Consider the following 17,492-nt stretch of genomic DNA (forward strand, 5'->3'; position numbering starts at 1 on the left):
AGCCGCAACAGACCCGGTTAAAGGCTCAAGGGGGAATACCGTACACTAGGCGGCTTTGCGATTCAGCCGGACATTGCCCACACCATGAGCCACAGCGACTTTTCAGCCCACACGCCGATGATGCAACAGTACTGGAGGCTGAAGACCCAGCATCCCGACCAGATGATGTTCTACCGCATGGGAGACTTCTATGAGCTGTTCTACGAGGACGCCAAGAAGGCCGCCAAGCTGCTGGACATCACCCTGACCTCACGCGGACAGTCTGCCGGGCAAGCGATCCCCATGGCCGGCATTCCCTTCCACTCCGCCGAAGGCTACCTGGCGCGCCTGGTCAAGCTGGGCGAGTCGGTGGTGATCTGCGAGCAAGTCGGCGATCCGGCCACCAGCAAAGGCCCGGTGGAACGTCAGGTGGTGCGCATCCTCACGCCGGGTACGGTCAGCGACGAAGCGTTGCTTGATGAGCGGCGCGACAACCTGTTAGCCGCCCTGCTCGGGGATGACAAGCTGTTTGGTCTGGCGGTTCTGGACATCACCAGCGGCCGCTTCAGCGTACTGGAAATCAAGGGCTGGGAGCCGCTGCTGGCCGAACTGGAGCGTCTCAACCCCACTGAATTGTTGATCCCCGATGACTGGCCGCAAGGCCTGCCGGCGGAAAAGCGCCGGGGCGTACACCGCCGAGCGCCTTGGGATTTCGAATGTGATTCGGCGTTCAAGAGCCTCTGTCAGCAGTTTGCCACCCAGGACCTCAAGGGCTTCGGTTGTGAAGGCCTGACCCTGGCCATTGGCGCCGCCGGCTGTTTGCTGGCTTACGCCAAGGAAACCCAGCGCACGGCCCTGCCCCACCTGCGTGGCCTACGTCATGAGCGTCTCGACGACACCGTCATCCTCGACGCAGCCACCCGTCGCAACCTGGAGCTGGATATCAACCTGTCAGGGGGACGAGACAATACGCTGCAGTCAGTCCTCGACCGTTGCCAGACCGCCATGGGCAGCCGCCTACTCAGTCGCTGGCTGAATCGCCCGTTGCGTGACCGCGCCGTGCTGGAAGCCCGTCAGGACGCCATTACCTGCCTGCTGGAAAATTACCGTTACGAAAACCTGCAGCCCCGCCTCAAGGAAATCGGCGACGTGGAGCGCATCCTGGCGCGTATCGGCCTGCGCAATGCCCGTCCCCGGGACCTGGCTCGCCTGCGCGATGCGTTGGCCGCACTCCCCGAACTGCAATTGGCCATGCAGGACCTGGTGGCGCCGCATCTGCTGCAGCTGGCCGACAATGTGCGCACCTACCCAGAGCTGGCTGAGCTTCTGCAAAAAGCCATTATCGACAACCCGCCAGCGGTGATTCGTGACGGTGGCGTGCTCAAGGTCGGCTATGACACCGAACTCGACGAGCTGTTGTCGCTGTCTGAGAACGCTGGCCAGTACCTGATGGATCTGGAGGCACGCGAAAAGGCTCGCACCGGTCTGCCTAACCTCAAGGTTGGCTACAACCGGGTGCACGGCTACTTTATCGAGCTGCCGAGCAAACAGGCCGAACAGGCGCCCGCCGACTATATCCGTCGACAGACGCTCAAAGGCGCCGAGCGCTTCATCACGCCCGAGCTGAAGGCCTTCGAGGATAAGGCCCTGTCGGCCAAGAGCCGCGCTCTGGCCCGTGAGAAAGTGCTCTATGAAGAGTTGCTGGAACACCTCATCGGCCAGTTGGCACCGCTGCAGGAAACTGCCGCCGCACTGGCCGAACTGGATGTGTTGAGCAACCTGGGCGAACGCGCGCTGACCCTGGACCTCAATCGCCCACGGTTTGTCGACGAGCCCTGCATGCGCATCGAGCAAGGCCGTCATCCGGTGGTCGAACAGGTCCTGGCCACACCCTTTGTCGCCAACGACCTGAACCTTGATGACAGCACTCGCATGCTGATCATCACCGGGCCGAACATGGGCGGTAAATCCACCTACATGCGCCAGACCGCGCTGATCGTGCTGCTCGCCCATGTCGGCAGCTTCGTGCCGGCGGCGCAGTGCGAACTGTCCATGGTTGACCGCATTTTTACGCGCATCGGCTCCAGCGATGACCTGGCGGGCGGGCGTTCCACCTTTATGGTGGAGATGAGCGAAACCGCCAACATCCTGCACAACGCCAGCGAGCGTAGCCTGGTGCTGATGGATGAAGTGGGACGCGGCACCAGCACCTTTGATGGCCTGTCCCTGGCCTGGGCCGCTGCGGAACACTTGGCTCAGCTGCGCGCCTGGACGCTGTTTGCCACGCATTACTTCGAACTGACCGTCTTGCCCGAGAGCGAGCCGGTGGTCGCCAACGTGCACCTCAGCGCCACTGAACATAAAGAGCGCATAGTCTTCCTGCACCATGTTCTGCCTGGGCCGGCCAGCCAGAGTTATGGGTTGGCGGTGGCGCAACTGGCCGGAGTGCCCAATCCGGTGATCGACCGCGCCCGCGAACATCTGGCACGCCTTGAGGTCACCAGCTTGCCTCATGAGACGCCACGCGCGCAGCCGGGACAATCTGTCGCACCGCTGCAAAGCGATATGTTCGCCAGTCTGCCGCATCCCGTGGTGGACGAGCTTTCACGCCTCGACCCGGATGGACTAACGCCGCGTCAAGCGCTGGATCTGCTCTATGGGTGGAAGAAACGCATCTAACGACATTGCCTGGGAGCTGCTAGAATCCCGCGCGTTTTCAAGATTGCCCGGTCATAGCCTGAGCCGCGGCGGTCCGTATTCAAGCGGGGACCCTACCCAAGACTGGGCTCCAGCCGTCGCCAGAGGAGAGTATCGACATGACCTTCGTTGTCACCGACAACTGCATCAAGTGCAAATACACCGATTGCGTGGAAGTCTGCCCGGTAGACTGCTTCTACGAAGGCCCCAATTTTCTCGTCATTCACCCCGACGAGTGCATCGACTGCGCCCTGTGCGAGCCGGAATGCCCGGCCCAGGCGATCTTCTCTGAAGATGAAGTCCCGGAAGATCAGCAGGAATTCATCGAGCTAAACGCCGACTTGGCGGACGTCTGGCCGAACATCACCGAGAAGAAAGAATCGCTGCCCGATGCCGAAGAATGGGACGGCGTGAAGGACAAGTTGCAGTACCTGGAGCGCTGATCGGCGCACGTACTGTCAAGCCCGCTTCGTGCGGGCTTTTTATTTGGTTTTTTTTACCGTGACGGGGCGGCTGTGTTTGCGCACGGTAAGTGGCTTTTAGCTTCGGCAATAAAAAACACCGTTTCCCGCACAACGGAAAACGGTGTTTTGTGAAGAACATCGAGACGACCGTGGCCGCGCTACTGGAACAGCGACTCGCTGGACAATCCGTTCTTCTCGAGTATTTCACGCAGCCGCTTGAGCGCCTCGACTTGGATTTGCCGCACACGCTCACGCGTCAATCCAATTTCCTTGCCGACTTCCTCCAATGTGCTGCTTTCATGGCCGCGCAAGCCGAAGCGCCGTATGACCACCTCGCGCTGCTTCTCGGTGAGGTCCGACAACCACAGGTCGATGCTTTGCGAAAGATCGTCGTCCTGCAGCAGTTCACAGGGGTCGGTGGGCCGGTCATCGGTGAGTGTATCGAGCAGGGTCTTATCCGAGTCCGGCCCGAGAGAAACATCGACGGAGGTCACCCGCTCGTTCAGGCCGAGCATACGCTTTACATCGGCGACGGGCCGTTCCAGTAGGTTGGCGATCTCTTCAGGGGAAGGCTCGTGGTCGAGTTTCTGAGTCAACTCGCGCGCGGCGCGCAGATAGACGTTGAGCTCCTTGACCACGTGTATCGGCAAACGAATGGTACGGGTCTGATTCATGATCGCCCGCTCGATGGTTTGCCGAATCCACCAGGTGGCGTAGGTAGAGAATCGGAACCCGCGCTCGGGGTCGAATTTTTCCACGGCGCGGATCAGTCCGAGGTTGCCCTCCTCGATCAGATCCAGCAATGAAAGGCCGCGATTGACGTAGCGCCGGGCGATTTTAACCACCAGCCGCAAGTTGCTTTCGATCATGCGCTTACGTCCAGCCGGGTCGCCCCGCTGCGCCAAGCGCGCAAAATAGACTTCCTCTGCTGGGGTCAGCAGTGGAGAGAAACCGATTTCGTTGAGATATAACTGTGTGGCATCAAGTGCACGACTATAGTCAATGTACTTGTGCTGTCTTGCTGCTGATGATTTGGCCTTTGAACTGGCGACAGGTCTTTCGCTTTCTTCGCTCAGTGTTTCGTCGAAAACGACAGCAGGCTCCAGAAGGAGCACTTCGTCGTCGACTTCAAACTCAGGCGCTTCTTTGTTGAGTGCCATTGTTATTGTCCCTTACTGAGTTCGACAACAGCTCAGGCACACGCATTCCTTGTGTACCAGAGCCCATCCGCAATGCGGGATGGGCGGCAAATCTTAGCGACGCGGCAAATATTGTTGGGGATCGACAGGTTTACCCTGGCGGCGAATCTCGAAGTGGAGCTTCACCCGGTCCGTCCCTGTTGATCCCATCTCAGCAATGGTCTGCCCGGCCTTGACCTGCTGTCCTTCCCGCACCAACAGTCTACGATTGTGCCCGTAGGCGCTCACATAGACGTCGTCATGCTTGATGATCAACAACTCGCCGTAGCCCCGCAAACCACTCCCGGCGTACACCACTAGACCATCAGACGCTGCTAAAACAGGCTGTCCTAATTGCCCAGCGATATCAATTCCTTTATTCAAACTCGCGTTTGAAGCAAACCGCCCAATCAGTTCACCAGCCGACGGCCAGACCCATCCAGCAGATGAACGGGCGGCTGATGTCGACGAGGAGGCCGGTTGAGGGGTTGGCGTGGTAACCGCAGCAGGCGTGGGTTTTACAGGGGACGGACTGGCTGGCTTGGGAACTATAGGCTGCGATGAAGCGGTGGTAGCCGGTTTGCCTATAGGCTTTGCAACCGTTTGTCGGATCGCTGATTGGCTGCCCCTACTCGCACCCGAAAAGCGAATGGTCTGCCCAGGATAGATCACATAAGGTGGCGGAATGCGATTATGTTGCGCCAGGGCTTTCCAGTCCCAACCGAAGCGAAACGCAATGGAATAGAGCGTTTCGCCTGACTGCACTCGATGCTGGCCTCGCCGAAGCGGCTCGCGCAGATAGGCACTCTGATTGCGATCAATGACCGGCACCCCACCAGGAGGAGGCGATGCACAGCCAGCGAGCTGCAGGCCAGCAATGACCAATGCCAAGCCAGCCAGCTTGCTAACGTTTCGCGCGCTCCCAGAGGGATTCAAACGGTCACTCTCCTGGCCTCATGCGAGGCACTTCAATAGGGGCGTTCACTGCTCAGCTGCCGCCACGGATTGCTGCCTGGCCAGACGCTCGATACCCAGGACCATTCCCACAGCCAGCACAGCCAGCACAAGCGCCAATATCACCTGAGGATCCTGACCACTGACTTGTGCATACCCAGCCGGCATAAGGTTCTCCTGCAGTAACGGATAGGACTCACCGCGGCTGTTGGTCTGCCAAGTCAGGGTGTGCTTCCACGGCCAGACTTTGCCCAGCGAACCGAGCATGATGCCCGTCAGCGTAGCCAGGGTAAGGTCACGCACATGCGCCAGCATCCAGCTCAGCAGCCGGGAAAAGCTCAGCAAGCCCAACAAGCAGCCGGCACTGAATACCGCAAGGATAGCGATATCCAGGTTTTTCACCGCGCCCAGCACTACCGGGTACAAGCCAAGCAGTACCAGAATGAAGCTGCCGGAGATCCCCGGAAGGATCATCGCACTGATGGCAATCGCGCCGGCAAAGAACAGCGTCAGCGGATCTGCCGCCAGTTGCAACGGTGCCGCTAGGGTAATCCACACCGCCAGCGCCAGGCCCACGACAAAGCCCAACATGCGGTTCCAGCTCCACGAGACCACTTCGCGCCCCACCAGGTGGACCGATACCAGCACCAGGCCAAAGAAGAACGCCCACAACGGTACCGGATGGGTATCCATCAGATAGCTGATGGCTTTGGCCAGTGTGAATACGCTGGTCAGAACGCCAAGCATCACCACCAGCAAGAACGTAGCGTTACACGCCTGCCAGGCACCCTTGATTCGCCCCCGTACAAACAGGGCTAACGCGGCGGGAATCGCGGCCAGCGAGGCCAGCAACTTGTCGTAGATGCCGGTGATCAACGCGACAGTGCCACCGGAAAAACCGGGCACCACATCAACGGCGCCCATGGCCATGCCCTTGATGTACAGCAGAATGGTTTTCTTCATGATCTTCCGTGGCGAGAGTCAGGCCAGCGGCCCGTTGAGCAAGGGGACGAAACGCACAGCATCCAGTACGTGGCGGGAAAAACCATGCTCCTCGCGCACGATCAATAACAACTGCTGCTCAACGCCGCTACCCACCGGAATCACCAGACGTCCACCCGGCGCCAACTGATCGAGCAACGCCTGCGGGACGGTACTGGCTGCAGCCGTGACAATGATGCCATTGTAGGGCGCCAGCGCAGGCCAGCCCTCCCAGCCATCGCCCCAGCGAAACACCACGTTACGCAACTCCAGTTCGAGCAGGCGCTCCTTGGCACGGTCCTGCAGCCCCTGGATACGTTCGACCGAGAACACGCGTTCGACCAGCTGGGCCAGCACAGCCGTCTGATAACCGGAACCGGTGCCGATTTCCAGCACCTTGTCCAGAGGACCAGCAGCCAGCAACAGCTCGGTCATGCGTCCGACCATGTAGGGTTGCGAGATGGTCTGATTGTGGCCGATGGGCAGCGCCGTATCTTCATAGGCACGATGCGCCAGCGCCTCGTCAACAAACAGATGGCGCGGCGTGCGACGAATGACTTCCAGAACGTGGGCGTTGGACAACCCTTCCTCGTAGAGGCGCTGAATCAAACGCTCACGGGTACGTTGCGACGTCATGCCGATGCCGCGGCGCGCTAGGCCATCGTGCTCGCGGTTGATCACAGCAAGTCCTCCAGCCAGGTGTCGAGACCACGGAAGGCCTCATGAAACGTCCTATCCAGCTGCAACGGGGTCACCGACACATACCCTTGCATCACCGCATGGAAGTCTGTGCCCGGTCCGCCGTCTTCGGCGTCGCCCGCCACGGAAATCCAGTAGCCTTCCTTGCCGCGTGGATTCACCACCTTGACCGGCGGCTTGGCCTGCGCCCGATGCCCGAGCCGAGTCAGGCGAATACCCCGGATACGCTCCAGTGGCAGATTGGGAATATTCACACTCAGCACCGTGCGTGGCGGCAGGTCCAGGCGCTCATGGTTGGCAATCAGCGTTCGCGCGATGTGCGCTGCGCAAGGCAAATTGTCCGGCAGTCGCGACACCAGCGAGAAGGCAAACGGTGGCAAACCGGTGGAGCGCCCTTCAATAGCCGCAGCGACCGTACCGGAGTACAGCACATCGTCGCCGAGGTTGGCGCCCAGGTTAATCCCGGAAACCACCATGTCGGGCCGCACGTCGAGCAAGCCGTTGAGAGCCAGATGGACGCAATCAGCGGGCGTCCCGTCAACCCCGATGAAACCATTGGGCATCCAGTGCGGATGCAGCGGCCGGTCCAGGGTCAGCGAGCTGCTCGCACCACTCATATCTTGCATGGGTGCAACCACCACGCACTCGGCATAATCGGCCAGCGCATCGTGCAGCGCGGCAAGTCCGGGCGCATGCACCCCGTCATCATTGGCAATCAGAATACGCATGAAGAATCCATCGGTCCCGCGGGCAACAGATCTAGCAGTTCACGCACCACAACGGTGGCGAAACATCCGGCCGGCAGGACGAAGTGCAGTTGCAGAATGTCAGACGCGGGATAATGCCATGTCAGGTCGCCAATGGGGAGGCGCAGGATTCGCCGCTCATGGTTCATGCCCGCCTTCTGCAGCCAGGCACACAGCTCTTCCTCGCTCGCTGCGACGGCCTGCTCCAGCGCCAGGCTCGACCCGCTGCTTTCCGGCTTGCCTTCGCCCCACAGCGGTCCGGTGGGATGCAGATCGAGAATGGCCAGGCGCGGATCCTGACATTCAGCTTCTCCCGCCGGAAAGAAACTGCGGCTGTCGGTGAAGGCCAGCAGATCGCCGATCTGGGCACGATCCCAGGTGCCTTCGTCCACCCGGCGTGCCAGCACTCGGTTGAATACATAACTGCGTGCCGAGGAGAGCAACCGTGAGCGCAGGTTACGCTGCACGGGCAATTCCTGACGCGCAGCAAAATCCCGCGCCTGCAGGACGTTGCCGCCGTCAAACCCGAAGCGCTGCAGGCCAAAGTAGTTCGGCACCCCTTCGGTCTTGATGCGCTGCAAGCGGGCATCGAGCTCAGCGTGATCGGCCCGCAGGTGCATCAGGCGTAGCGTGAAGCCATTGGCCGCATGGGCGCCGCGCTGCAGCTTGCGACTGTGGCGAACCTGTTTGAGCAGATGCAACGTTTCGTCTTCGGCGGCACTCAGATCAGGGTCGGTCTTGCCGGGCAAATGCAAGCTAAACCATTGCCGAGTCAGCGCCTGACGATCCTTCAGGCCGGCATAGCTGACCTGCTTGAGTGGCACGCCTGCAGCGCGGGCAATTCTCCGCGCGGCTTCTTCGGTGTTCAGATTGCGCTTTTCAACCCACAACCAGAGATGCTCGCCAGCGCCGCTGAGCGGGATATCAAGCACCTCATCAACCTGGAAATCCTCGGCGGTTTCCTTGAGCACGGCCTGGCCGCAGGATTCCCCGTAGGCGCGTGGCCCGAGCAGCTCCAGTTCGTTCATTGCGCCAGCAACAGGGCTACGGCATGTACGGCGATCCCCTCCTCGCGCCCGACGAAGCCGAGCTTCTCGGTGGTGGTGGCCTTGACGTTGACCTGATTCAGTTCAACCTGCAGGTCTTCGGCGATCAGCGCACGCATGGCTTCGATATGCGGCGCCAGTTTCGGTGCCTGGGCAACGATGGTGGCGTCGATATTGCCAACCCGCCAGCCCTTGGCCTGCACCTGCTTGAGCACATGACGCAACAGCACGCGGCTGTCGGCGCCCTTGTAGGCCGGGTCGGTGTCCGGAAAGTGCTTGCCGATATCGCCCAGCGCGGCGGCGCCTAACAGCGCATCGCTCAGCGCATGCAGCACCACGTCGCCGTCGGAATGGGCGAGCAGCCCGAACTTATGGGGGATTCGCACACCGCCGAGAGTAATGAAATCACCCTCGCCAAAACGATGCACGTCGTAGCCATGACCGATACGCATAATGAAAAAAGCCCTGCAAAAGACAGGGCGTGATTCTAACCGAAAGCGGGCCTGGGCGCCGGTTGGGCGCGCGTTGCAAAGACGCGCGTGCCAGGCCCATAGGCATTCAAGCGTAGGAGCGCGCTCGATCGCGATTCCACACACACCACGGTATCGTCTGCCTCGCGGGCGAGTCCGCTCCTACGACAGCCTTAAACTAAACCAGCTTTTCCGCGTGGTAACGCAGGTGATCGTCAATAAAACTGGCGATGAAGTAATAGCTGTGGTCATACCCAGGCTGCAAACGCAATGTCAGTGCATGCCCGGCCGCCTCGGCGGTAGCACGCAGGACCTCAGGCTTGAGCTGCACCTCAAGGAAATCATCACGGTCGCCCTGATCCACCAGCATCGCCAATTTCTCATTGGCTCGCGTGAGCAGCGCGCAGGTATCCCACTCCTGCCATGCGGAACGATCGGCGCCCAGATAGTTAGAGAAGGCCTTTTCACCCCAGGGGCAGCTGGACGGGTTGCCGATTGGTGCGAAGGCCGACACCGATTGGTAACGTCCGGGGTTTTTCAGCGCGCAGACCAATGCCCCATGGCCGCCCATGGAATGGCCGCTGATCCCGCGTTTGTCCGAGGCCGGGAAATTCGCCTCGATCAGCATGGGCAGCTCGTGCACCACGTAGTCATACATACGGTAGTGCCGGGCCCAGGGTTGCTGGGTGGCATTCACGTAGAAACCGGCGCCTAGACCGAAATCCCAAGCGCCTTCGGGATCGTCCGGCACCTCGGCCCCGCGCGGGCTGGTGTCCGGCGCAACAATGATCAACCCCAGTTCGGCGGCCAGCTTGTGGGCGCCGGCCTTCTGCATGAAGTTCTCATCCGAACAGGTCAGACCACTCAGCCAGTACAGCACCGGCAACTTGGCGCCCTGCTCCGCCTGCGGCGGCAGGTAGACGGCAAATACCATGTCGCAGTTCAGGCTGCTGGAGCGGTGGCGGTAACGTTTGTGCCAGCCACCGAAGCTCTTGTTGCAGGAAATGTTTTCAAGGGTCATGGGTATGCCTCTCGTAGGGTGGAAAACCGCGAAGCGTTTTCCACAACTCCCAGGTGGATAAGCCGTCTGGCGACGGAGTTATCCACCCTACGGATCAGAAATGGATGACGGTGCGGATGCTCTTGCCTTCGTGCATCAGATCAAACGCCTTGTTGATCTCTTCAAGACCCATGGTGTGAGTGATGAAGGTATCCAGCGGGATCTCGCCTGTCTGGGACTTCTCCACGTAGCTGGGCAGCTCAGTGCGGCCTTTGACGCCACCGAACGCCGAACCGCGCCACACGCGCCCGGTCACCAGCTGGAACGGCCGGGTGCTGATCTCCGCGCCGGCAGGTGCCACGCCGATGATGGTCGACTCGCCCCAACCCTTATGCGCGCATTCCAAGGCGGCACGCATCAGGTCCACGTTGCCCACGCACTCGAAACTGTGGTCCACGCCGCCGTCGGTCATTTCCACGATCACGTCCTGGATCGGCTTGGCATGATCCTTCGGGTTGACGAAATCGGTGGCGCCCAGCTCGCGGGCCACATCGAACTTGGCCGGATTGATGTCGATGGCGATGATGCGGCTGGCCTTGGCCATCTTCGCGCCAATGATTGCCGCCAGACCAATACCGCCCAGACCGAAGATCGCCACGGTGGCGCCCTCTTCCACCTTGGCGGTGTTGAGGACCGCGCCGATGCCAGTGGTCACGCCACAACCGAGCAGGCACACCTTCTCCAGCGGTGCCTCCTGGGGAATCTTGGCCAGCGACACCTCCGGCAAAACGGTGTACTCGGAGAAGGTCGAGCAGCCCATGTAGTGGTAGACCGGCTCGCCGTTGTAGGAGAAGCGCGTGGTACCGTCCGGCATCAGCCCCTTGCCCTGGGTGGCACGCACCGCGCAGCACAGGTTGGTTTTGCCGGATTTGCAGAATTTGCACTCGCCGCACTCGGCGGTGTACAGCGGAATAACGTGGTCGCCCACGGCCAGCGAGGTGACCCCTTCACCCACCGCCTCGACAATGCCGCCGCCCTCGTGCCCCAGGATGCAGGGGAACACGCCTTCGGAATCCTGCCCGGACAGCGTGTAGGCGTCGGTGTGGCACACGCCGGTGGCGACGATGCGCACTAGAACTTCACCGGCTTTCGGCGGGGCGACATCGACCTCGACGATCTGCAGCGGCTGGTTCGGCCCGAAGGCAACGGCGGCACGGGATTTGATGGTCATGGACACGTCTCGTAGTGAGGGATGGAAAGAGTCCAAGTGTAATTCACGGCGAATCAGGGATAATCTGCAATTCAGGAATACATTATTGCCATACAGGGATTATCCATGAAGGAAGCTTGCTCGTGAGCCGCTGGGATGGCTTGGATGAATTCGTCGCGGTTGCAGAATGCGGGAGTTTCTTACGCGCAGCCGAGCGGTTGCGCCTGTCATCCTCACAGGTCAGCCGCCAGGTTGCGCGCCTGGAAGAACGCCTGCAGACCCGGCTGCTCTACCGCACGACGCGGCGGGTTTCGCTGACCGAAGCCGGGCAGACTTTTTTGAGCCGTTGCCAGCGGCTGATCGAAGAACGCGATGAGGCGATCAATGCCCTCGGCGAATTGCAAAGCGTGCCCAGCGGATTACTGCGCATGACCTGCGCGGTGACCTACGGCGAGCGCTTTATCGTGCCGCTGGTCAATCAGTTCATGGAACGTCATCCCAAGCTGCGCGTGGAAATCGAGCTGACCAACCGTACCCTGGATCTGGTGCAGGAAGGCTTCGATCTGGCCATTCGCCTGGGCCGACTGAACGACTCCAGCCTGGTCGCCACGCGACTCGCTCCGCGTGCCATGTACCTGTGCGCCGCGCCGGCTTACCTGGAACGCTATGGCCGGCCGCACAGTCTGTCGGAGCTGACCCGGCACAATTGCCTGGTGGGTACCGGCGACACCTGGCTGTTCGAGCAGGACGGTCGCGAGCATCCCTTCAAGCCGCAGGGCAATTGGCGTTGCAACAGTGGCGAGGCGGTGCTGGACGCCGCGCTGCGCGGCTTCGGCCTGTGCCAATTGCCGGACTATTACGTGCGTGCACCTTTGCGGCGGGGCGAACTGGTCTCGTTACTGGAAGCCAACCAGCCACCCCACAGCGCGGTTTGGGCGGTGTACCCACAAAGACGCCTCCTGTCAGCCAAAGTGCGCCTGTTGATTGACTTACTGAAAAGCGGGCTGAGGCAGGATGCCGAGCGCTCGCCGGAAGGCATTCTCACTGCTTCCAGCGCTGCGCCAGCCACTGCAGATCTTCCGGGCGGGTAATCTTGAGGTTGTCGGCACGCCCCTCGATCAGGCGTGGCGCCTGCCCGGCCCACTCCATCGCCGAGGCCTCGTCGGTGACCGCCACGCCAGCGACCTGTGCATCGGCCAGTGCATGCTGCAAGGCACCGAGGCGAAACATCTGCGGGGTATAGGCTTGCCAGACCACGGAACGGTCGATGGTCTCGCGAACTCGTCCATCCTCGCCGGCCCGCTTCAAGGTATCGCGCGCCGGTACGGCGAGCAAACCGCCCACCGGATCGTTGGCCAGCGCGCCGAGCAGATTGTCCAGATCGGCGCGTGCTAGGTTGGGTCGCGCGGCATCGTGGACCAGCACCCAGTCATCGGCTTGCGCGCCCAGCTCTTCCAGGCGCAGCAAGGCATTGAACACCGAGTCAACGCGTTCGGCACCGCCGCTGGCGCGCTGAATGCGTGGGTCCTGGGCACAAGGTAGCTGGGGCCAGTAGGGATCGTCCGCCGCCAGGCTGAGCACCAGCCCCAACAAGTGCGGATGATCGAGAAAGCATTCCAGGGTGTGCTCGAGAATGCTCCGCCCGGCCAGCGTCAGGTACTGCTTGGGCCGATCGGCCCGCATGCGACTGCCGACACCGGCAGCCGGAATCACGGCCCAGAAGGCCGGCAACTTCAAATCAGTCATTCTGTGAGCTGAAAAAGGGTTTCGCCCTCTTTCACCATGCCAAGTTCGTGTCGGGCCCGCTCTTCAACGGTTTCCAGGCCTCGTTTGAGTTCCAGCACTTCAGCTTCGAGAATGCGATTGCGTTCCAGCAAGCGCTCATTCTCGTTTTGCTGGGTCGCGATCTGCTGGTTTAACTCATTGATTTCCGCAAAGCCGCCATCCCCCATCCACAGACGATATTGCAACGCGCCGAGCATCAGCACGAGCAGGGCAAACAACCAGAACGGTGGTTTCGACATAACGGGTCCAGGATCGCGGGGTACCGGAAGTACAGCCACCAGCGGCTGCAAGTGGAACGGGGCTAACTTAGCCTTTGCGCACGGCAAAAGACCAGTCCCCGTTGTGATCTGGATAAAAAAGGGCAGCTTGCGCTGCCCTCTTTTATACCGGTTGCCAAATCAGCCGCGGAACTCAGCACGACCCTTGTAGGGCGCCTTGCCGCCCAACTGCTCTTCAATGCGCAGCAGCTGGTTGTACTTGGAGACGCGGTCGGAACGGCACAGGGAGCCGGTCTTGATCTGACCGGCGGCAGTGCCTACGGCCAGGTCGGCAATGGTGCTGTCCTCGGTTTCACCCGAACGGTGGGAAATTACCGCGGTGTAACCGGCGGCCTTGGCCATCTGGATGGCTTCCAGGGTCTCGGTCAGCGAGCCAATCTGGTTGAACTTGATCAGGATCGAGTTGCCGATGCCCTTGTCGATGCCTTCCTTGAGAATCTTGGTGTTGGTCACGAACAGGTCGTCACCGACCAGTTGTACCTTCTCACCGATCTTGTCGGTCAACACCTTCCAGCCCGCCCAGTCGGACTCGTCCATGCCATCTTCGATGGAAATGATCGGGTAGCGCTGGCTCAGGTCGGCGAGGTAATCGGCGAAACCGGCGGCGTCGAACTTCTTGCCTTCGCCGGCCAGGTCGTAGGTGCCGTCTTCGTAAAACTCGCTGGAAGCGCAGTCCAGTGCCAGGGTCACGTCGTTACCAAGCGTGTAGCCGGCATTGGCGACGGCTTCGGCGATGGCCGCCAGGGCATCTTCGTTGGACGCCAGGTTCGGCGCAAAGCCACCTTCGTCACCGACGGAAGTGCTCAGGCCACGTGCCTTGAGCACAGCCTTGAGGTGATGAAAGATTTCCGTGCCCATGCGCAGCGCGTCGGAGAAGGTCTTGGCGCCGACCGGCTGAACCATGAACTCCTGAATGTCGACGTTGTTGTCGGCATGCTCGCCACCGTTGATGATGTTCATCATCGGCACCGGCATGGAGTACTGGCCGGGCGTGCCGTTCAGGTTGGCGATGTGCGCGTAGAGCGGCAGGTCCTGATCCTGGGCAGCAGCCTTGGCAGCGGCCAGGGATACGGCGAGGATGGCGTTGGCGCCCAGCTTGGCCTTGTTCTCGGTGCCGTCGAGTTCGATCATGGCCCGGTCGAGGGCTGCCTGGTCGATGGGGTTCTTGCCCAGCAACAGGGAGCGGATCGGGCCATTGATGTTGGCCACGGCCTTCAGCACACCCTTGCCCAGGTAACGGCTCTTGTCGCCATCACGCAGTTCCAGCGCTTCGCGCGAACCGGTGGAGGCGCCGGACGGTGCACAGGCACTGCCCACGATGCCGTTGTCGAGAACCACGTCGGCTTCCACGGTCGGATTACCGCGGGAGTCCAGAACCTCACGGCCCTTAATGTCGACGATTTTTGCCATGCTCGTTATTGCTCCAAAGGTTGAGTAAAGCCCGAGGCAATGCCTCAGGCGGTCTCGATAACGGGGAATTGCTTGACCAGGTCATCCAGTTGCTTGAGCTGGGTAAGGAAAGGCTCCAGCTTGTCCAGGCGCAAGGCGCAGGGACCGTCGCACTTGGCGTTATCCGGATCCGGATGGGCCTCTAGGAACAGCCCGGCCAGGCTCTGGGACAGACCGGCCTTGGCCAGGTCTGTCACCTGGGCGCGGCGCCCGCCGGCGGAATCGGCGCGACCGCCCGGCATCTGCAGGGCATGGGTGACGTCGAAGAATACCGGGTACTCGAACTGCTTCATGATGCCGAAGCCGAGCATGTCCACCACCAGGTTGTTGTACCCGAAGGAAGAACCCCGCTCGCAGAGAATCAACTGGTCGTTGCCGGCCTCTTCGCACTTATTCAGGATGTGCTTCATTTCCTGGGGCGCGAGGAACTGGGCTTTCTTGATATTGATCACCGCGCCGGTCTTGGCCATGGCCACCACCAGATCGGTCTGGCGGGACAGGAAGGCCGGCAGCTGGATAATGTCGCAGACCTCAGCCACTGGCTGGGCCTGATAGGGCTCATGCACATCGGTGATCACCGGCACGCCGAAGGTTTTCTTCACCTCTTCGAAGATTTTCATGCCTTCTTCCAGGCCGGGGCCGCGGAAGGAGGTGATCGACGAGCGGTTGGCCTTGTCGAAGCTGGCCTTGAACACGTAGGGGATGCCGAGCTTGTCGGTCACCCGTACGTATTCTTCACAGGCACGCATGGCCAGATCACGGGACTCGATGACGTTGATGCCGCCGAACAGTACGAACGGCTTGTCGTTGGCGATCTCGATGTTACCGACGCGGATGATCTTCTGGGTCATGCCTTCTGAGCCTTGTAGTCCAGAGCCGCATTGACGAAACCACTGAACAGCGGGTGACCGTCACGCGGGGTGGAGGTGAATTCCGGATGGAACTGGCAGGCCACGAACCACGGGTGGTTCGGTGCTTCGACTACTTCCACCAGCGCGCCATCCAGGGAGCGGCCGGTAATGTTGAGACCACCCTCCAGCAACTGCGGCAGAAGGTTGTTGTTGACCTCGTAACGGTGGCGGTGACGCTCTTCAATCACCTCGGCACCGTAGGCTTCGCGCACCTTGGAGCCTTGTTCCAGACGACACTCCTGAGCACCCAGGCGCATGGTGCCGCCCAGGTCGGAGGCGTCTGTGCGGGTTTCCACGGCGCCGGTTGCGTCCTGCCACTCGGTGATCAGGCCGACCACCGGATGGGCGCTGGCCTTGTCGAACTCGGTGGAGTTGGCATCGGTCCAGCCCAGCACGTTGCGGGCGTACTCAATGACGGCCACCTGCATGCCCAGGCAGATGCCCAGATAAGGAATCTTGTTCTCACGGGCGTATTGAACGGTGGCGATCTTGCCTTCCACGCCGCGCAGTCCAAAGCCGCCCGGAACCAGGATGGCATCCACGCCTTCCAGCAGGCCGGTGCCCTGGTTCTCGATGTCTTCGGAGTCGATATAGCGCAGGGTAACCTTGGTACGGCTCTGGATGCCGGCATGACTCATCGCCTCGATCAGCGATTTGTAGGCATCCAGCAGTTCCATGTACTTACCGACCATGGCAATGGTGACTTCTTTTTCCGGGTTCAGCTTGGCATCGACCACGCGCTCCCACGCGGACAGATCGGCACCGTCGCAGTCCAGGCCGAAGCGCTCGAGGACATAGTCGTCCAGGCCCTGGGCATGCAGGATGCCCGGAATACGGTAAATGGTGTCGGCGTCCGGCAGGCTGATCACCGCACGCTCTTCAACGTTGGTGAACAGGGCGATCTTGCGTCGCGAGGACACGTCGATGGTCTTCTCGGAGCGGCAGACCAGTACGTCGGGCTGAAGACCGATGGAGCGCAACTCCTTCACCGAGTGCTGGGTCGGCTTGGTCTTGGTCTCGCCGGCGGTGGCGATGTAGGGAACCAGCGTCAGGTGCATCAGCATGGCGCGCTTGGCGCCTACTTCCACACGCAGCTGGCGGATCGCTTCCAGGAACGGCTGCGACTCGATATCGCCCACAGTCCCGCCGATTTCTACCAGGGCCACGTCGGCATCGCCGGCGCCCTTGATGACCCGGCGCTTGATCTCGTCGGTGATGTGCGGAATGACCTGGATGGTGGCGCCCAGATAATCACCCCGGCGCTCGCGGCGCAGCACGTCTTCGTAGACGCGACCGGTGGTGAAGTTATTGTTCTGGGTCATGCGGGTGCGAATGAACCGCTCGTAGTGACCCAAGTCCAGGTCGGTCTCGGCGCCGTCGTGGGTGACGAACACCTCACCGTGTTGGAACGGGCTCATGGTGCCAGGATCGACGTTGATGTACGGATCCAGCTTGAGCATGGTGACCTTCAGGCCCCGCGCCTCCAGGATGGCTGCCAATGAAGCCGAAGCGATGCCTTTCCCCAAAGAAGAAACAACACCACCCGTGACGAAGATGTAGCGCGTCATGTAAAACCCTAGAAGTCTGCGTTTAAGCGGCCGGCGCCGCCGGGGATAGCGAAGGAGCAATTGCGTACAAATGCAAC

General features: G+C 61.0%; 17 protein-coding genes. 3 read left to right on the forward strand and 14 right to left on the reverse strand.

The window, feature by feature from the left end; all coding sequences use genetic code 11:
• Positions 1 to 84: 84 nt before the first annotated feature.
• Both mutS and fdxA read left to right on the forward strand, forming a co-directional pair.
• Positions 85 to 2,658, forward strand: coding sequence for a DNA mismatch repair protein MutS (gene mutS / locus ACTV8E_RS17980; protein ID WP_251837151.1), 2,574 nt, complete (start codon positions 85 to 87; stop codon positions 2,656 to 2,658).
• A gap of 137 nt (positions 2,659 to 2,795) precedes the next feature.
• The gene (gene fdxA, locus ACTV8E_RS17985) at positions 2,796 to 3,119 is read left to right on the forward strand and encodes a ferredoxin FdxA (RefSeq protein ID WP_251837152.1); all 324 of its coding nucleotides are present in this window, start codon (positions 2,796 to 2,798) and stop codon (positions 3,117 to 3,119) included.
• A 179-nt stretch (positions 3,120 to 3,298) separates the two neighbouring features.
• On the opposite strand, the gene rpoS is transcribed toward fdxA, so the two are convergent.
• The 9 genes from rpoS to ACTV8E_RS18030 form a co-directional block, all read right to left on the reverse strand.
• Entirely contained in the window at positions 3,299 to 4,300 is a 1,002-nt protein-coding gene (gene rpoS / locus ACTV8E_RS17990; RefSeq protein WP_251837153.1) for an RNA polymerase sigma factor RpoS, read from the reverse strand.
• A gap of 93 nt (positions 4,301 to 4,393) precedes the next feature.
• Positions 4,394 to 5,209 (reverse strand): peptidoglycan DD-metalloendopeptidase family protein, encoded by an 816-nt coding sequence (locus ACTV8E_RS17995; RefSeq protein WP_443200382.1) that lies wholly within the window; start codon positions 5,207 to 5,209, stop codon positions 4,394 to 4,396.
• A 90-nt stretch (positions 5,210 to 5,299) separates the two neighbouring features.
• The gene (locus ACTV8E_RS18000; protein ID WP_251837154.1) at positions 5,300 to 6,235 is read right to left on the reverse strand and encodes a DUF368 domain-containing protein; all 936 of its coding nucleotides are present in this window, start codon (positions 6,233 to 6,235) and stop codon (positions 5,300 to 5,302) included.
• Positions 6,236 to 6,253: 18 nt separating this feature from the next.
• Complete coding sequence (locus ACTV8E_RS18005; RefSeq protein ID WP_251837189.1) at positions 6,254 to 6,889, reverse strand: protein-L-isoaspartate(D-aspartate) O-methyltransferase; 636 nt, start codon at positions 6,887 to 6,889, stop codon at positions 6,254 to 6,256.
• A gap of 41 nt (positions 6,890 to 6,930) precedes the next feature.
• The gene (gene surE / locus ACTV8E_RS18010; protein WP_251837155.1) at positions 6,931 to 7,680 is read right to left on the reverse strand and encodes a 5'/3'-nucleotidase SurE; all 750 of its coding nucleotides are present in this window, start codon (positions 7,678 to 7,680) and stop codon (positions 6,931 to 6,933) included.
• Positions 7,668 to 8,726, reverse strand: a complete 1,059-nt coding sequence (truD, locus tag ACTV8E_RS18015; protein WP_443200383.1) for a tRNA pseudouridine(13) synthase TruD — start codon at positions 8,724 to 8,726, stop codon at positions 7,668 to 7,670. Before truD ends, surE begins: the two co-directional genes overlap by 13 nt.
• On the reverse strand, positions 8,723 to 9,196 hold the full coding sequence (gene ispF / locus ACTV8E_RS18020) for a 2-C-methyl-D-erythritol 2,4-cyclodiphosphate synthase (RefSeq protein WP_443200384.1): 474 nt from the start codon (positions 9,194 to 9,196) through the stop codon (positions 8,723 to 8,725). The genes truD and ispF overlap by 4 nt, the downstream gene beginning before the upstream one ends.
• Positions 9,197 to 9,392: 196 nt before the next feature.
• Complete coding sequence (gene fghA, locus ACTV8E_RS18025) at positions 9,393 to 10,235, reverse strand: S-formylglutathione hydrolase (RefSeq protein ID WP_443200385.1); 843 nt, start codon at positions 10,233 to 10,235, stop codon at positions 9,393 to 9,395.
• Positions 10,236 to 10,329: 94 nt separating this feature from the next.
• A complete protein-coding gene (locus ACTV8E_RS18030) occupies positions 10,330 to 11,445 on the reverse strand; it encodes an S-(hydroxymethyl)glutathione dehydrogenase/class III alcohol dehydrogenase (RefSeq protein ID WP_443200386.1) in 1,116 nt (371 codons plus the stop codon).
• 122 nt (positions 11,446 to 11,567) lie between these two features.
• Between ACTV8E_RS18030 and ACTV8E_RS18035 the strand changes: the two genes are divergently transcribed.
• Positions 11,568 to 12,515, forward strand: a complete 948-nt coding sequence (locus tag ACTV8E_RS18035) for a LysR substrate-binding domain-containing protein (protein ID WP_443200387.1) — start codon at positions 11,568 to 11,570, stop codon at positions 12,513 to 12,515.
• On the opposite strand, the gene ispD is transcribed toward ACTV8E_RS18035, so the two are convergent.
• The 5 genes from ispD to ACTV8E_RS18060 form a co-directional block, all read right to left on the reverse strand.
• Positions 12,466 to 13,170 (reverse strand): 2-C-methyl-D-erythritol 4-phosphate cytidylyltransferase, encoded by a 705-nt coding sequence (gene ispD / locus ACTV8E_RS18040; RefSeq protein WP_273535394.1) that lies wholly within the window; start codon positions 13,168 to 13,170, stop codon positions 12,466 to 12,468. The genes ACTV8E_RS18035 and ispD overlap by 50 nt on opposite strands.
• A complete protein-coding gene (gene ftsB, locus ACTV8E_RS18045; RefSeq protein ID WP_251837161.1) occupies positions 13,167 to 13,448 on the reverse strand; it encodes a cell division protein FtsB in 282 nt (93 codons plus the stop codon). The genes ispD and ftsB overlap by 4 nt, the downstream gene beginning before the upstream one ends.
• A gap of 159 nt (positions 13,449 to 13,607) precedes the next feature.
• Positions 13,608 to 14,897, reverse strand: a complete 1,290-nt coding sequence (gene eno, locus ACTV8E_RS18050) for a phosphopyruvate hydratase (protein ID WP_443200388.1) — start codon at positions 14,895 to 14,897, stop codon at positions 13,608 to 13,610.
• A gap of 44 nt (positions 14,898 to 14,941) precedes the next feature.
• Positions 14,942 to 15,787 (reverse strand): 3-deoxy-8-phosphooctulonate synthase, encoded by an 846-nt coding sequence (kdsA, locus tag ACTV8E_RS18055; RefSeq protein WP_443200389.1) that lies wholly within the window; start codon positions 15,785 to 15,787, stop codon positions 14,942 to 14,944.
• The gene (locus ACTV8E_RS18060) at positions 15,784 to 17,415 is read right to left on the reverse strand and encodes a CTP synthase (protein ID WP_443200390.1); all 1,632 of its coding nucleotides are present in this window, start codon (positions 17,413 to 17,415) and stop codon (positions 15,784 to 15,786) included. The genes kdsA and ACTV8E_RS18060 overlap by 4 nt, the downstream gene beginning before the upstream one ends.
• Positions 17,416 to 17,492: the final 77 nt, after the last annotated feature.

It is taken from the genome of Pseudomonas sp. B392_1p, from assembly GCF_052245235.1.
GTDB lineage: Bacteria > Pseudomonadota > Gammaproteobacteria > Pseudomonadales > Pseudomonadaceae > Serpens > Serpens gallinarum.

Coding starts and splice junctions, on each gene's coding strand:
- mutS (WP_251837151.1), top strand. CDS start 85: ATGAGCCACAGCGACTTTTCAGCCCACACGCCGATGATGCAACAGTAC.
- fdxA (WP_251837152.1), top strand. CDS start 2,796: ATGACCTTCGTTGTCACCGACAACTGCATCAAGTGCAAATACACCGAT.
- rpoS (WP_251837153.1), bottom strand. CDS start 4,300: ATGGCACTCAACAAAGAAGCGCCTGAGTTTGAAGTCGACGACGAAGTG.
- ACTV8E_RS18000 (WP_251837154.1), bottom strand. CDS start 6,235: ATGAAGAAAACCATTCTGCTGTACATCAAGGGCATGGCCATGGGCGCC.
- ACTV8E_RS18005 (WP_251837189.1), bottom strand. CDS start 6,889: ATGACGTCGCAACGTACCCGTGAGCGTTTGATTCAGCGCCTCTACGAG.
- surE (WP_251837155.1), bottom strand. CDS start 7,680: ATGCGTATTCTGATTGCCAATGATGACGGGGTGCATGCGCCCGGACTT.
- truD (WP_443200383.1), bottom strand. CDS start 8,726: ATGAACGAACTGGAGCTGCTCGGGCCACGCGCCTACGGGGAATCCTGC.
- ispF (WP_443200384.1), bottom strand. CDS start 9,196: ATGCGTATCGGTCATGGCTACGACGTGCATCGTTTTGGCGAGGGTGAT.
- fghA (WP_443200385.1), bottom strand. CDS start 10,235: ATGACCCTTGAAAACATTTCCTGCAACAAGAGCTTCGGTGGCTGGCAC.
- ACTV8E_RS18030 (WP_443200386.1), bottom strand. CDS start 11,445: ATGACCATCAAATCCCGTGCCGCCGTTGCCTTCGGGCCGAACCAGCCG.
- ispD (WP_273535394.1), bottom strand. CDS start 13,170: ATGACTGATTTGAAGTTGCCGGCCTTCTGGGCCGTGATTCCGGCTGCC.
- ftsB (WP_251837161.1), bottom strand. CDS start 13,448: ATGTCGAAACCACCGTTCTGGTTGTTTGCCCTGCTCGTGCTGATGCTC.
- eno (WP_443200388.1), bottom strand. CDS start 14,897: ATGGCAAAAATCGTCGACATTAAGGGCCGTGAGGTTCTGGACTCCCGC.
- kdsA (WP_443200389.1), bottom strand. CDS start 15,787: ATGACCCAGAAGATCATCCGCGTCGGTAACATCGAGATCGCCAACGAC.
- ACTV8E_RS18060 (WP_443200390.1), bottom strand. CDS start 17,415: ATGACGCGCTACATCTTCGTCACGGGTGGTGTTGTTTCTTCTTTGGGG.